Source organism: Citrobacter amalonaticus, assembly GCF_037053465.1.
In the GTDB taxonomy this organism is placed as follows: Bacteria; Pseudomonadota; Gammaproteobacteria; order Enterobacterales; family Enterobacteriaceae; genus Citrobacter_A; species Citrobacter_A amalonaticus_H.
Window position 1 is genome coordinate 13,222 of sequence record NZ_JBALIF010000003.1, and the last position, 14,471, is coordinate 27,692.

General features: G+C 49.0%; 10 protein-coding genes and 2 tRNA genes. 2 read left to right on the forward strand and 10 right to left on the reverse strand.

Annotated elements, in window-relative coordinates; genetic code table 11:
- Positions 1 to 13 precede the first annotated feature (13 nt).
- The gene (locus WB371_RS05600; protein ID WP_336219115.1) at positions 14 to 1,255 is read left to right on the forward strand and encodes an MFS transporter; all 1,242 of its coding nucleotides are present in this window, start codon (positions 14 to 16) and stop codon (positions 1,253 to 1,255) included.
- A 239-nt stretch (positions 1,256 to 1,494) separates the two neighbouring features.
- Here WB371_RS05600 and aepX read toward each other — a convergent pair whose 3' ends face one another.
- From aepX to WB371_RS05635, 7 genes are all read right to left on the reverse strand, one after another.
- Positions 1,495 to 2,388: a phosphoenolpyruvate mutase gene (gene aepX, locus WB371_RS05605; protein WP_336219116.1), complete on the reverse strand. Its 894-nt coding sequence runs from the start codon at positions 2,386 to 2,388 to the stop codon at positions 1,495 to 1,497.
- A gap of 59 nt (positions 2,389 to 2,447) precedes the next feature.
- Complete coding sequence (locus WB371_RS05610) at positions 2,448 to 3,293, reverse strand: hypothetical protein (RefSeq protein WP_336219117.1); 846 nt, start codon at positions 3,291 to 3,293, stop codon at positions 2,448 to 2,450.
- Positions 3,294 to 3,371: 78 nt separating this feature from the next.
- Positions 3,372 to 4,520, reverse strand: a complete 1,149-nt coding sequence (locus tag WB371_RS05615) for a pyridoxal phosphate-dependent aminotransferase (protein WP_336219118.1) — start codon at positions 4,518 to 4,520, stop codon at positions 3,372 to 3,374.
- Positions 4,521 to 4,643: 123 nt separating this feature from the next.
- Positions 4,644 to 5,840: an MFS transporter gene (locus WB371_RS05620; protein WP_336219119.1), complete on the reverse strand. Its 1,197-nt coding sequence runs from the start codon at positions 5,838 to 5,840 to the stop codon at positions 4,644 to 4,646.
- Positions 5,841 to 6,519: 679 nt separating this feature from the next.
- Positions 6,520 to 7,782, reverse strand: coding sequence for a tyrosine-type recombinase/integrase (locus WB371_RS05625; protein ID WP_336219120.1), 1,263 nt, complete (start codon positions 7,780 to 7,782; stop codon positions 6,520 to 6,522).
- A 164-nt stretch (positions 7,783 to 7,946) separates the two neighbouring features.
- Positions 7,947 to 8,022 (reverse strand) — tRNA-Asn (locus tag WB371_RS05630).
- Positions 8,023 to 8,121: 99 nt separating this feature from the next.
- A complete protein-coding gene (locus tag WB371_RS05635; RefSeq protein WP_336219121.1) occupies positions 8,122 to 9,576 on the reverse strand; it encodes an EmmdR/YeeO family multidrug/toxin efflux MATE transporter in 1,455 nt (484 codons plus the stop codon).
- 196 nt (positions 9,577 to 9,772) lie between these two features.
- Here WB371_RS05635 and WB371_RS05640 point away from each other — a divergent pair.
- Positions 9,773 to 9,848 (forward strand) — tRNA-Asn (locus WB371_RS05640).
- Between the two features lie 356 nt (positions 9,849 to 10,204).
- Here the strand turns inward: WB371_RS05640 and WB371_RS05645 are convergent.
- From WB371_RS05645 to WB371_RS05655, 3 genes are all read right to left on the reverse strand, one after another.
- A complete protein-coding gene (locus tag WB371_RS05645; protein WP_336219122.1) occupies positions 10,205 to 11,590 on the reverse strand; it encodes a hypothetical protein in 1,386 nt (461 codons plus the stop codon).
- A gap of 173 nt (positions 11,591 to 11,763) precedes the next feature.
- Positions 11,764 to 12,747 carry a hypothetical protein gene (locus tag WB371_RS05650; RefSeq protein ID WP_336219123.1) on the reverse strand — a complete coding sequence of 328 codons (984 nt, stop codon included), beginning with the start codon at positions 12,745 to 12,747 and terminating at the stop codon, positions 11,764 to 11,766.
- Positions 12,748 to 13,644: 897 nt separating this feature from the next.
- A complete protein-coding gene (locus WB371_RS05655) occupies positions 13,645 to 14,121 on the reverse strand; it encodes a fimbrial protein (RefSeq protein WP_336219124.1) in 477 nt (158 codons plus the stop codon).
- Positions 14,122 to 14,471: the final 350 nt, after the last annotated feature.

The following is a 14,471-nucleotide window of genomic DNA, read 5'->3' on the forward strand; positions in this document are numbered from 1 at the left end:
TTAAGGAGATTCTATGCACGGTGACAACTTTGGCTTAAAGCGTTTCGTCTTCTCCCGTTTTATGGGGGCGCTATGCGATCAGTTCTTACTGTTTGCTGTTCCACTGGCCATCCTTAAGGCCACAGGATCACTCACTTTTTCATCACTGGCGTTTATGATTGAGTGGTTGCCGCGCATCCTCTTTTTCCCGCTATCCGGTTTTATGGCCGATCGTATTAAACCGCGGTTTATCTTCTTCAATGTGGATCTGGCGCGTGCGGTACTGATGATGGTTGCATTTATGGCGCTCACCTGGCTGCCCAGCGCAACGTTTGCCATTCTCGCCGTGATGATGGCGTTGCTGTCGGTTGCCTATGTTCTGAATTTTGTCGCCACCGACGCGATGTTGCCGCGCCATATTCCGGCCTGTAATTTGCCCAAAGCCAATTCGATATTACAGGGTGTCGACCAGATCACGATGGTTATGGGGCCTGCGATAGCGGTGGCGATTTCGGCTTACGGCGGAATTGACAGTATTTTGCTTGTCGCAGCGGTGCTGTTTGCTGTTTCGGCGGTAAATTATCTTTTCCTGAAAACGCATGATCTGAATGTGACGGAAAAAATCGGGTTCGGTACGATTATTGAATCCAATCGCACGGCATTAAAGGTACTGCAACAGAATAAAATCCTGTTGCACCTTTGCGCGCTCACCTGGGTCGTGAATCTGGTGTATGGCGCAGCACTGGTCATTAGCGCGGCGGTGATCCTGCAGGAATTTAAGCTGGCAGACAGTTATTTTGGCGCATTGCAGACAACCGCCGCCATCGTTACCGTTGTGGCGTTCTTTTTTGTGCCGCGATTTACTCATCGGTTTGGCCTGTCATCCCTGGGAACACTCTCTTTCTGTACGATGATCCTTGCCGGAGCGGTAATGTCTCTGTCCGTTAATTATGCGATGTATCTCGCCGGATATGCGGTGCTGATGGCCTTTGACGGCGCATTCAGCGTTTATCTGCGCACCGTTCGCAGTCAGGTTATTCCGCAGGCGCATCTGGGCAAAACCATGGGATTGATCGGTCTGATGAATATGTGTTCCGTACCGGCCAGTGGCGCACTGGTATCCTTGCTTTCCGGCCATTTTATGCCGCTGCAAATTATCACTCTCATTCTGGTTACAGCCCTGATTCTGGGGCTGGCCCTGATTGTGTATGGACGACGCGCTTTCGGCTACCGCAGCTGGCTGCCGCCAGTGATTACAACAGATTCCTCTGGCTAATATCCTGCCATTCTGGCTGGTACTACTGTAATTCATTCTGTTCGCGCAAAGTCATTGCCGAATCCCTGGCTCCCTTTGCTGGTTAGCTGCAGCAGGTTTCTCAGCTACTGCAGTATCGCTTGCCGGTGGAGATGCAAGACGACAGGCTGGAATGACGGCAGGTCTGCAGACCGAGATGTGGCCAGGCATGATGTTCTAATGAGGCATGTCATGAGAACATCATGCCTGATAGACCTTTTTTACAATCTGGTCCCAGGCACCAGGTCGAGGATCTCATCGATACCGAGACAGGAAGGCTCCATCTCCTGAGTCCGGCCATTCGCCAGGATGCCAACTGCGATATTACGCATCGCCAGGTAAGCGCCACGCAGCATATGATTGGCATAAATGACGGCATTAAATCCAGCATTCTCCAGATCATCAAACCGCAAATGGGTATAGCTGGTTGGTATACAGATCAGTGGAACCTGCACGCCGGTCTGGAGAAACAACTTCGCGAACTCAAGGATTTCCCGTCCATCCTTTTCACGGCTGTGAATGACGATCGCGTCAGCGCCAGCTTCAACGTAAGCCATACTGCGCGCAATAGCGTCAGCCATGCCATTATCCAGAATCAGGCTTTCGCATCTTGCAATAACCATCATATTTTGGCGCTCCCGGCTGGCGCACCCAATGCGGATTTTTTCACAAAATGATTCGACAGATTCCTGGTCCTGTCTGACGGAGTTACCCAGCAAAGAGTTTTTTTTCAGCCCGCATTTATCTTCAATCACAACCGCCGCCACACCAGCCCGCTCGAGCATTTTGATATAAATGGCGAAATGCTCTGGTTTCCCTCCGGTATCTGCGTCATATATTAACGGCATGGAACACACATCAAATATCTCGTGAATACCATGCAGCCTGTTACCGGGCGTGAGTATTTCAATATCTGGCAGGCCGCGCAGTGTCGAATCGGTGAGCGAACTCGACCAGATAGCATCATATGAAACATGCTCTCCGGTGACTAATTCGAGGCGGGTATGTTCAGCCAGCAGAGCAGAGAGCGGGCTGTGCGCCTCAAGTACCCGAAGACACCGTTTGCCGTTGAACAGAGTAGCCAGATCGGATCTGAAAACATTATTGTTAACCATACGCTCTGAGCCTCTTTTATCCCTGAATAAACGTTGATTGATGTTAGTTTCTGCCTGAATCAATCGACGGATACGGTTTCGTGTTTTAATACTGCCGCCATCTTCTCCAGGTGTTCACAGGCTCTGGCAACGTACTCCCGGGACAGATTTTCGATACGCTGATAATTAATCTGTTGCCCGGTAGCCGCGGTATAAAGACATAGCGCTTCCGTTGCATGTTGAAAATGCCGGGCCTCCACACGTCCACAATGGGCGCTAAGGAAGGTTGCTATGCGACTGGCTTCTGCGGATGAATGACCTCGAACCTCCTGAAGCCAGCGTTTCCACATCGGCGTCATCAGATTGTATTCGCCCGTATTAAATAGCTCAGTCAGCATCATCATCTCAATCGCTTCGGTGAGATCCTGTGCCAGTGGTCTTTTTTGCCCGACCCAGGCGGAAAACTCGGTCGTGAGAGGATCGAGGAACCGATCCTGAAGACGCCAGTTGTCAGAGTCGCAAATGGCTGAGGCCATGCGGTGATACAATTTTGAATGGTGTAAGTGAGCGCGCATCTCACCAAGCCCGACGTCCTCGACGATAATCTCGCCACAATGCCGGGCTGCCTCCAGCATGTTTAAACGGTTATCATCGCTCATGGGTTCCGACTCCTGAAGAAGGCGGACAATGATGGCGGAAACGGCATGAGCCGCGCCATCCGGGCTACGCCAGCCGCAGAAAAATGTACAAAGGGAGGAGGTTGTCCAGTTGCCGGATGTGATGTATTCATAAGTGCTGCAGTACTTATTTAACTTATCTCTATGGTGGTGAAATCCACTGGTCAGTGCTTCAACAAGATGTCTGTCCTTGACATCAACAAGAGCCAGACTAACGTAATCGGTAAAAGTGTCTTTTAACGTTTCCACGATATCTCTCCTTACTGAAGTGGCAATAGCCTCAGCACATACCGCCATGCTGTGACCGTGAGGTACTCATTCAGGTTTTTAGTCTGCAACGAGTTTGGATATGAATTGTTCAAATCGAGTTAATCCTTCGATTAACTCAGCGTGGCTTACGGCATATGAAATTCGGATGCTGCCAGGATCTCCGCACCCGGAGCCTGGAACCACGGCGATATGGGCTTCGCTCAATAGCAGGTCGGCAAGATGTTCGACATCACAAATTCTGGTGTCATAGTGACGGCGTCCTGACAGACGGGAAATATCGATATACAGATAGAATGCGCCCTCTGCAGGGGCGTATCTGATACTGTCGATTCGGTCCAGGTGCGAGCAGGCTACCTGCCGTTGCGTTTCGAGAAACTGGTTCACTTCATCCGTGAAAGCGCGGGTGTCTGCGTTCAGGGTATCCAGCGCTGCCCACTGAGCAAGGCTGTTGGGATTGGATGTTGTGTGGCCCTGCAAATTATGCATGGCGGTGATGACATCGGATGGCCCGCAGGCGTACCCCACCCGCCATCCGGTAACCGCCAGACTTTTGGAGAAAGAATCCACCAGAATCGTTTGTGATTTCAGTGCCGGAACCAGAGACAGAATATTGTGATGTTCGTGAGGAGGACGGAGCAGTGTACGGTAGCATTCGTCAAAAACCACCCACAGGCCGTGTTCTAAAGCTAGTTTACCGGTCTCTGTGAGCTGCTCTCTTTGGTATACCGTACCGGCGGGGTTATTGGGCGTGTTAATCACAATCATTCTGGTGCGAGGCGTCAGTGCCATTTCAACGGCCCGGCAGCTCAGGTGATAGTTATCATCCCGTGTATCAACAAATATGGGAGTGGCCCCAGCCAGCTGGATTTGCGTGGGTAATGTCTCCCAGTAAGGTCGCGGCACAATCACCTCATCACCGGGATTAAGCAACACCATTGCGGTGTTGAATAACGCCTGCTTGGCGCCTGCGGTAACAGCAATCTCACTGGCGGCGACCGGAATGCCACACCGCTGGCTGACGTGGCGCGAGATTGTTTCGCGCAATTGCGGTAATCCGAGCGGCGGTGTGTAGCGGTTTTTTGCGCCGTTTACCGCATCAATAGCGCCCGCTTTCATATACTGGCAGGCATCGAATGCCAGTTCACCTGCGGCAAAGTTGATAATTCGAACGCCGCTCTCTTTCAGCGCATTAGCTTTACTGCGCATGCTGGACGTTCCCGGTGCACTGAGCTTAAGTGCGCGATGGGATAACCTGCCGGGAGGTGGTTTGCCAGTCTTCATTTTGTTTATCCTCATTAAAGTTGCAGGGGATCTGAGGCTGCCGGTTAATCACGCTTCCTGGCGTCTACCGACATACCAGGCCAGAGGCAGCGTCAGCAACAATGTGGCAGCCAACAGCATGATGGCATAGGGGATCCCGGAGATATCACCGACGCGGCCAAACAATATTGGCGCTAGTGTGCCTCCTCCGGTGGTTCCGGTGTAAAAGATGGCGAACGCCTGTTCGATATTCTTCCTTCCCGCCAAATCCGGCACCGCACCATACAGCACTGACGATGTACCGTTCAGCATGAGTCCCAGCACTGGCAACATCATCATCAGGGCCAGAAAGGGCAGGTATACCGCCATGATTATCAATACCGCTGTGGTGAATTCCGTCAGCCACACCGTTTTCACCATACCGATACGTGCGCCCACATAGCCGATAAACAATTTACCGAACGCGCCGCCGACGAATAACAGCGTCAGCGCCAGACCTGTCGCGGTGATTCCTGCGCCTTTCCCTTTCAGCAGGAATGGCAGAAATGTCAGAAACCCCATGCGTGCCGCGCTGTCGAGCGTGCCGATAACGGTTAGCACATAGAGTCCCCGGGTGGACGCAATACCAGGGGCAATGCTGATGGCTTTGGCCGTCATATCCGAATGAACAGGTTTTGATGGGAGCAACCACCACAACAGTCCCGCAGCGGCAAGGCCGAATACACCCAACAATGCGGCGCTTTCCCGCCAACTGATCACCGCCAGCAATATGCCGACCAGCCCCGGCAGCAGGGTTTTGCCGATATCACCGGCGAAGTTATATTGCGCCAGCGCCTCTTTAACCCCGCCGCCAGCTTTATGGGCGTCGGTGATCAGCGAGGATGCCAGCGGATGCTGAACGCTGGCGCCCAGGCCGCCCAGCAAAAGCGCCAGCAGCAACATGGTTAAGCCGCCAGCCATTCCCGCAAGGAGCCAGGCAACACCCACCAGTGCAGTCCCGATGACCAGCAGACGTTCGCGTCCCCAGCGTCTGGCCAGCGAACCCGCCGATAACTGGGAAATTGCCATCATCCCGGAATATGAGCCGCGTAACAGGCCAAGCCAGGCATAACTCATGGAGAACTGGGCCTGCCAGAGCGGCAATAAAACGTAGATAACATCCGTCAGACCATCGTGCGCCGCATGAGCGCCGCAGCCTGCAAATAAGGCTCGGCGACGGATATGAGTATCTGTAAAAGATGCGTTAGCGTGGGTAAAAAACTTCATATTTCAGACCATCCATTAGCATTAAGAGACTGGATTATCAAAATATCACTAACCGAAAAAATAATTTAATAGTGAAATAATGAAGTGTTTTTAATATTTATGTACAACATATCAATGAATCTGTTGGAATGGCATGAACAGACAATAAATATAAAGGCGACATCTGAAGCTATATTATTGCATGACAGTAAAGCCAGATTTTTCGCTGACTTGATGGCTCACTTTTGTTATTTTATTCTGGTTTAACTAGAATGTGCAGACAGTGCGACCAGTCACGCTTTAATGATTTTTAAAGAATGTTTTGAAACAAAAAGCAAACAAATTCATGATGGGGTAAATTAATATTTATAAATATTTATTGAATAACAGCTTCGGCTGGTTTAACCCGATATAATGCGGATCTTCAACACTCATGGAGTTCCTGAGTGCGTAATATTGGTATCACAGCAAAATAAACTGTAATTTAATCAGGATGCTTTTCTCATTATGCTGACCTACTGACAAGGTGACCATTGCTCCTTCAGATTCAATGCGCAATTTTGTTCATAATATGAACTTAAAAAAAGACAGGGTTCAGCTGCGTTCCGGAACTGAATCCCGGACAATTCGTGGGCAGATCGTGAATGGCTTCTTTGCCTCAGTAAGGGGCAAAGAACGACGGAACCCAGAAATCTCCCTGTTATGAGACTCCCTTCAGATTTCCTGCATACTGGTAAGGCGACACATACTGCTCGGTATTTGCATGCAGATAATCAGCCCACCACTGCATCATACTGATCCGCTCCTCCAGATATTCAGCTTTATGAATATAGGCGGCACGCACGCTGTTCCTTTCCTGATGGCTCATCTGTTTTTCAATGGCTTCTTTACTCCACAATCCCGACTCACTCAGTGCACTGCACGCCATCGCCCGGAAACCGTGGCCGCAGATCTCTTTTTTGGTATCGTAGCCCATCACGCGTAGCGCCTTATTCACGGTGTTATCGCTCATGCACTTATCCTGGTCGTATTCGCCGGGGAAGATAAATGCCAGATGCCCGGATAGGGCCTCGATCTGTTTCAGTATCGCAATCGCCTGGTCCGACATCGGCACAATGTGCTGAATTTTCATTTTCGAACCCCGGTAAGAGAAGCGCACGTTTTCGATCTGTTCGCGTTCCTCCGGGATCACCCACAGCTTTTGCTGCCAGTCGATTTCACTCCAGCGGGCAAAACGCAGTTCGCTGGAGCGCACAAAAAACAGCAGCGACAGCTTAATGGCATATTTCGTCAGCAGCCTGCCGCAGTAGTTATCCGTCCGGGATAATAATTCTGGTAGTTTCTCAAGCGGCAGGGCCGGGTAATGCTGTGTTTCCGGCGGCGTAAATTCACCGTCCAGATCCAGCGCCGGGTTTGACCTGATTAACTGCTTTTTCACCGCATAACGCATGATCTCGGTAACGTAATTTTTCAACCGTGTAGTGATCTCCAGAAAGCCTTTGTTCTCCACCTTACGCAGAGTAAACAGCAGATCTTCCGTGACGATTTGATCGATGTATCTGTCCCCGATATCCGGGAAAACATACATTTCCAGCCTGCGCCGGATGGTCGTCGCATAGTGTTCAGACCAGCGCCGGTGATCGGCATGCCAGTTCATGGCGATCTGGCGGAATGTCTGTCCGTTTTTCTTTTTCTGTTGCGCGATTTTTTTGTCAACGGCGGGGTCGACCCCCGCACGCATTTTACTGCGTGCCGCATCGCGGAGCTGGCGTGCCGTAAGCAGGGAAACATCCGGGTAGGGGCCAAAGGCCAGCTTCTTCTCTTTCCCGTCAATGCGGTACTTCATGTACCAGAGTTTTGAGCCATTAGGTTTGATCAGCAGGTACAGTCCAGAACTGTCGCCAAGTTTGAAGGGTTTGTCTGTGGGTCTGAGCTTGCGGATAGCGGTATCAGTGAGTGCCATAGCGGGGGCTCCATTCGTTCAACGAACCGTGAGGCCCCCGATTAAGCCCCCAAAAACTACAGATGTCAAGAAACCCGGCAATCCTTACCAGGACAACCGGGTCAATCTAACTACTTGTTTCTATAACGTATTAAGACTCACTGAGATGTCTTAATACTAAAATCTGGCTCCTCTGACTGGACTCGAACCAGTGACATACGGATTAACAGTCCGCCGTTCTACCGACTGAACTACAGAGGAATCGTGTGAACGGGGCGCATATTAGCGATGCCCACGGTCATTGTCAAAGCCAGAATGCGCAATCCTGTCTGTTTGCCGAAATATTCTTCATTTCGTCGTTTATTCGGACGCAACGGGTGATTTTGTCACCTTTTCGTATTCCGGGCGCGGGTATTTCCACAGCCATCGACCACTGACCATCCGCCAGTAAAACAGTGCTGCACGCACCGCCCAGTCGAAGAACATCCCCATCCAGACCCCCACCACTCCCCAGCCAAGCTCAATGCCCAGTATGTAACCGGCAACCACGCGACAGCCCCACATTCCCAACATTGATACCCACATCGCATAACGGGCATCGCGCGCGCCTTTAAATCCAGAGGGCAAAACCCACGATGCCGCCCATATAGGCATAAATGCCGCGTTGAGCCAAATCAGGATAACAACCACGTTTTTTACTTCCTGATCGTGGGTATAGAACGATGCCATCAGCCCGGCAAACGGCGCACTTAGCCAGGCAATTGCCGTAAGGCCAATAGTAGAAAGCCAAAATACGTGGCGAAGTTGAATTTCCGCCTGGGCAATTTGTCCGTTACCCAGCCGTCGCCCGGTAATAATGGTTGATGCCGACCCCAGGGCGTTGCCCGGCAGGTTAATCAGCGCGGCAATTGAAAAGGCGATAAAATTCCCGGCAATCACGCTGGTTCCCATACCGGCAACAAACATCTGCGTTAACAGCTTACCGCCGTTGAACAGGACCGATTCTATACTGGCCGGAATACCGATCCCCATCACTTCCCAGATGATGGCAAAGTTAAGCGGCTTAAAATAGCTCTTCAGCGTTATCCGCAGCGCCGGATTAAAGCCAATCATCAGCACCCAGATGATGGCCACGGCGCCAATATAGCGTGAGATAGTTAACCCCAGGCCTGCGCCCATGAACCCCAGCCCCTGCCAGGAAAAAATCCCGTAAATCAGGATGCTGCTGATAAGGATATTGAGGATGTTCATCCCGCCATTAATCAGCAGCGGAATTTTTGTGTTTCCCGCACCGCGAAACGCGCCGCTACCAATCAGGGCTATCGCCGCCGCTGGATAGCTGATCACCGTTAACTCAAGATAAGTCAGCGCAAGAGCCTTCACGTCTGGTGTCGCTTCACCGGCCACCACATTGATAATCTGCGCGCCGAAATAATGAATCACTGCCGCCAGAATCACGGCGAACAGCGTCATGATCACCAGAGATTGTCTGGCTGCCGCGCGGGCCCGCTTTCGATCGCGCTTACCGAGACTAAAAGCCACTACGACCGTCGTACCAAGATCGATCGCGGCAAAAAATGCCATGATGACCATATTAAAACTGTCGGCCAGACCCACACCCGCCATCGCCTCTTTACCCAACCAACTGACCAAAAACGTACTGAGTACGCCCATCAGCAGAACACAGGTATTTTCCAGAAAAATGGGCACAGCAAGCGGGGTAATCTCTCGCCAGAAAAGCACTTTGTAGCTCTTGCGTTTGGCATACCAGGGGGTGCGAGCGACAGCCTGGCGTAAAGCAGCGGAGACGTTCAAAATGGACCTTAGGAAGAAAGTTGAAACTTCATTTCAAATGATGAGGGAGAATCGGAAAAGCTGCAAAGCTTTTTGCGATTAAAATGTCTACAGTTGCAACAAATCGTTGGCAGAAGCGCCAGTTGATTGAATACGAATGATGGAATTGGGGTTTGACAAAAGATTTTTCGCCGCTAAGATAACCCTCCACAACGATTCCTCTGTAGTTCAGTCGGTAGAACGGCGGACTGTTAATCCGTATGTCACTGGTTCGAGTCCAGTCAGAGGAGCCAGATTTTAGTATTAAGACATCTCAGTGAGTCTTAATGCGTTATAAAAACAAGCGGTTAGATTGACCCGGTTATCCTGATAAGGATTACCGGGTTTTTTGACATCTGTAGTTTTTGGGGTTTAATCGGGGGCCTCACGGTTCGTTGAACGAATGGAGCCCCCCGCTATGGCACTCACTGATACTGCTATCCGCAAGCTCAGACCCGCAGACAAACCCTTCAAACTCGGCGACACTGTCTACCTGAGCGTGGTCATTCCACTTCCAATTCTACCAACGTTATTCAGCGATCTGCCCAAATGCTATTACCGCTCCCGATGCATACTATAGGCGGTCACCATTCATGAACATATGTAACGATCAAGAATAGTAATATGAAACATTGCCCTGAATGTCTGCAGGAATTGCTGTCATATCCCCACCTTCACGCGGATCACCCCAGACAACAATAGTATTGTCTTCTCTCAGGGCGATAAAAGATTTCGAACCCGCATAAACCGCACAGACGTTATGCAATAATTCATCTACAGGAGTTTGATCTATCTCCTGGCCCCATGAAATCACTGAACCATCTTTTTTGAGTGCACAACAGTTAGAGAGGCAGGAGGAAAGAGATATGACATCGGTCACTACCGGTACATTAACCACCTCCTGCAATCCCCCCCATGCGCACAATGAACCATCATTGCAAATTGCAACAAATGCCGAGTTCATGCTGAAAGGTGGCTGATTAACGCCGGAGGTATAAATCACATCGCTGATATCGGAACGCGCCAGGATGTTTTCCGGGGTAAAACCGCCATCTGTTGCAGTCCCCCAGGATATAACAGCCCCGGAAGCGCGCAGAACACAAAAGGATTCATTACCACAAATAATTTTTTCAATATCAGTCAGCGATTTTACACTATCAGGAATAACACCACCGCAGGCCTCATACCCCCATCCTACCAGCTCCCCTGTAGCCCTTAGCGCAACGCAGGCAGCATCATTAACATGAATACTGACAATATCACTGAGCTGAGCAATATCAAGTGGAATAGAACTAATGAAGCTATTGCCCCATGCATGGACTTTCCCATCTGAGGTTAATACACAGCCATCATTACCATTGATTCTGACATCAATGATATTATCCATATTAGCAATATAATCTGGCGGCAGAGAGATATTGCCAGGCCATAATACAAGATGAGGCACATTTTTTGCCAGCACTATCCCGTCAGCATAATAATGCACATCTTCAATATCAGTTCTGGCTGTCAACTCAGTCGGGAGAACGCCACCATAGTGTGATTCTCCCCATGAAAAGATTGAACCATCCTGGCGAATAGCAGAGAAGCAGTCAGTCCCCCCGGTCAATGTGATAACGGTATGATTATCTTCCTGAGGGATTTGCGGATATGCTCCATTTGTATATGCATCTCCCCACGGGGACAATGACATATCATTCTTCAATGCGACCATCGCGCTCATACCATAAGAACCAGAACAGCCGGAAGTAAAGTTACGTCGATTAATAATCGTCTGTTCGCCACTGGAAGTAGATACAATCAGAAGTTTCGATGGTTTCGTATCAATAAACGTACTGGCGATTTTAGATTCAGTATCTCCTTCATAGCGCCATGTCACCTCTATCGAATTTAGCGAATCAGCCTCAACTGCAACAAGCCGACTCAGCCCTGAGTTAGGCATTACACAATCAACACTCTGCGTTCTGTGACCCAATACTTTTATATTACTCAACATAATTTTATTCCTTTCGATATATCACTAAATATTTAAACATTTAGTATATGTAAAATATTAAATTGCACTAGAAATTAATATATCAGGAGTATGCTGTTTATACTCTCTGGAGCTTTATTGCATGTTTTTGAGAGCATGCGGAGCTGCTCACTGCTTGTATGTCTAAATGAAATTTACATCTCCTGGAAATTGAACATAAATTTACCGGTAATGTCTACCAGAGGGATGGTGTTGTTAACTAATGCAAATGTGCTTTGCTGTCCAAACTCTGTCAGTAAAAAATTATCAGGGTACCACCGCTCACCGGAAAATGTGAAGGTATGCTGAATACTCTGACTCCCATTATTAATTTCGAGAGTTACAGGCACTGCAGTGCTCTCTTCAATATAAGCGACAGCCATATATTCACGGGTTGGCGAAGTTCGGGTGTAGATAATATGTGATGAGGTATCGGCGGGAAGAACAAATCCGACAGTATCGCTCTGGACTTCCCATGTCTGGAGATAAAAACTCACCTGAACAGGATTTCCTGAAATAGTGCTGTTGATTGCATAAAAATTAAAGGACTCTCCTGGCTCCATTGTAAAATCAAGATTATACCCTTTCCATGTACAATTCTCGGCTAAATATTGATTGTTCGCTGATTCGAACTGGAATTGCCCGATGATGTTACCCGTGGTATCTTCAAGTTCCACGGTTACAGGGTATTCTGATGACTTCAGCATGGATAATGTAAAAGATTCGTAGGTTTCAGCGATTAACGTGGTCAGCAATTTACGTTCTCCCGATCCGGCCGGGAGGGAGATATCCGTAGATTTTTCCGTTGCCGGATAAAAACTGAGAGAAAAGTCTCCACTGGTTGAGGCATCAGTCATAACGTAAAAATTCAGCGTCTGACCTGCCGGGATCAGAAAATCTGAATCATAGGCGGTATAGTCAAATCCGAGAGTGGTATTCTGAAGAATTTCTGAGTCACTCCAGCCAACACCAAGATTGAAATAGCTGACCTCCACTGAAGAGGATAGTCGTTCTACTGAAAACATTTCATCTTCCACAGGCGTGCGCTGGTAAAATTGGGAGTATTGAAATGCCCCAGTGGAATCTGCACCTTCCGAAAAATAGGGTACAATTTCACTTTCGCTAATTTTATCGTTCATATAAAACATGACCTTCTTAGTGGTAATGATAATGAAAGTGCTGAGTAAACACTGCATGAATATAAAAGCATATTATTCGATGAGTCACGGGCTATATTTGAATCCGAACAGAGCAAAAAAGAGAGATTTGCCCACTGGCTGCAACCTGACTGGCTGGTATTATTCCGTAAGTACAGAAGATCTTTACGAGAAAATTAGGCTTCGTCCTTGCCAGGACTGTAATCTCAATTGTGGTGAGACACGAGGCCGTTCCTGTGATTGTTTCAGCCGATAGATAGTAATAAGTGCGTACGACATCACCGGGAATCTGACAATTCTATCGCTTTAACCAGTTGCAAAGTTCAGTTCTTCTCGGGCTTTGTTCATCAGATAATAATCAACCGACTCCACATGAGTTCCCCATCAGGCAATGTTTGCCGGGTTTTTTGACATCTGTAGATTTTTGGGGGCTTAATCGGGAGCCTCACGGTTCGTTGAACAAATGGTGCCCGCCACTGCCAGGTCTTCCCTGTATCAGACGGGTATCCCTACATTCACAGCCGTCCGGCAGATGGATACAAAAATAACATTTCACGAAATAAAAATACTGCTGCAAATCCCTTGCCCGCAAATATAACAAGTCAATAATAATATGACTGTAATCAGGGAGATATATGACAAAACGGCTGTAATATGTTAACTCATCCAGAATGATTAATTGACGCTTAATTTTATTTTCCGCATGGATATTAAATAACGGACCGTCGTCCAGCCTGATCGTCGCTAACTAGTATGATAAGGTGGAGTTCTAAGGCTTTCTGAGAAAGTCGCCCGACAGAAACATCTCACCACAACACGATGGCATTCGCTCTTTACCAGATGAAATCCAGTCGCTGGTAAAGAACGCATGCCTCCCGATTACGGATAGTTAATAGTGAACTGTGCAGTGGCATTTGCCACACCTGCCGTTATCTGTGGCCGATCAACCAGAGCCTGATACTGCGCCGTAAACTTCAGCGTATTTGCTCCGGTCGCAAGCGTGGTGGTCGCTGAAGGCGTATTCAGTTTTACCTGTGTCGTGCCGTCATCTTCATTGATGCGCACAGCCACACCGGTTGCCACCCCCGTACCGGCATCCAGCGCCAGCAGCGTTGGATCTGACGCCGCGGTACCGCTGAAAGTGACCGTGGCTTTATCCGGCCCGCCGGCAGGACAATCGAGCACAATGGAGAATGAGGTTGCCTGAGACACATCACCGGGGTTGCCAAAGTTGGTGGTACTCACATCCCCCAGTGGCACCGTCTGGTTTGCACCGCTGCTGATATCACAGGCCGCCGCCTTAATGGCACCGGTAAAATTAATGGACACATTATCTGCGTGAGACAAAAAGCTCATGGCAATGCCCATTGTTGATTCATGTACGCTCCTTAATTTTTATCGTTTACTTTTCAGTTATGGCACTACTTACAGCCGGGTTATTATGTTAAAACTCATAAGGTTAGACTGTTAAATTACTGAATCAATATCTTTTAGTAAACAACAACCTTTACGCTTCGCGGTCGAACAGCGGTAACTATTGCATAAGGAAATACAGCGCTCACAGAATCCATCAACCGCCTGTTCAGTGCCCTGAAACCGTTTGCTGCCCCCTGCTCTTTTCCGCCCCGCAGGTTTTATTTCTCACCGTCTCCATACAAACGCGTGCTCTGGCTTGTCGACGCAGGCGGATTCAGTGTACTTCGTGT

What these genes read in the sequence shown, in the direction of transcription:
- WB371_RS05600 (WP_336219115.1), top strand. Translation starts at nt 14, where the DNA reads ATGCACGGTGACAACTTTGGCTTAAAGCGTTTCGTCTTCTCCCGTTTT.
- aepX (WP_336219116.1), bottom strand. Translation starts at nt 2,388, where the DNA reads ATGGTTAACAATAATGTTTTCAGATCCGATCTGGCTACTCTGTTCAAC.
- WB371_RS05615 (WP_336219118.1), bottom strand. Translation starts at nt 4,520, where the DNA reads ATGCGCAGTAAAGCTAATGCGCTGAAAGAGAGCGGCGTTCGAATTATC.
- WB371_RS05620 (WP_336219119.1), bottom strand. Translation starts at nt 5,840, where the DNA reads ATGAAGTTTTTTACCCACGCTAACGCATCTTTTACAGATACTCATATC.
- WB371_RS05625 (WP_336219120.1), bottom strand. Translation starts at nt 7,782, where the DNA reads ATGGCACTCACTGATACCGCTATCCGCAAGCTCAGACCCACAGACAAA.
- WB371_RS05645 (WP_336219122.1), bottom strand. Translation starts at nt 11,590, where the DNA reads ATGTTGAGTAATATAAAAGTATTGGGTCACAGAACGCAGAGTGTTGAT.
- WB371_RS05650 (WP_336219123.1), bottom strand. Translation starts at nt 12,747, where the DNA reads ATGAACGATAAAATTAGCGAAAGTGAAATTGTACCCTATTTTTCGGAA.
- WB371_RS05655 (WP_336219124.1), bottom strand. Translation starts at nt 14,121, where the DNA reads ATGAGCTTTTTGTCTCACGCAGATAATGTGTCCATTAATTTTACCGGT.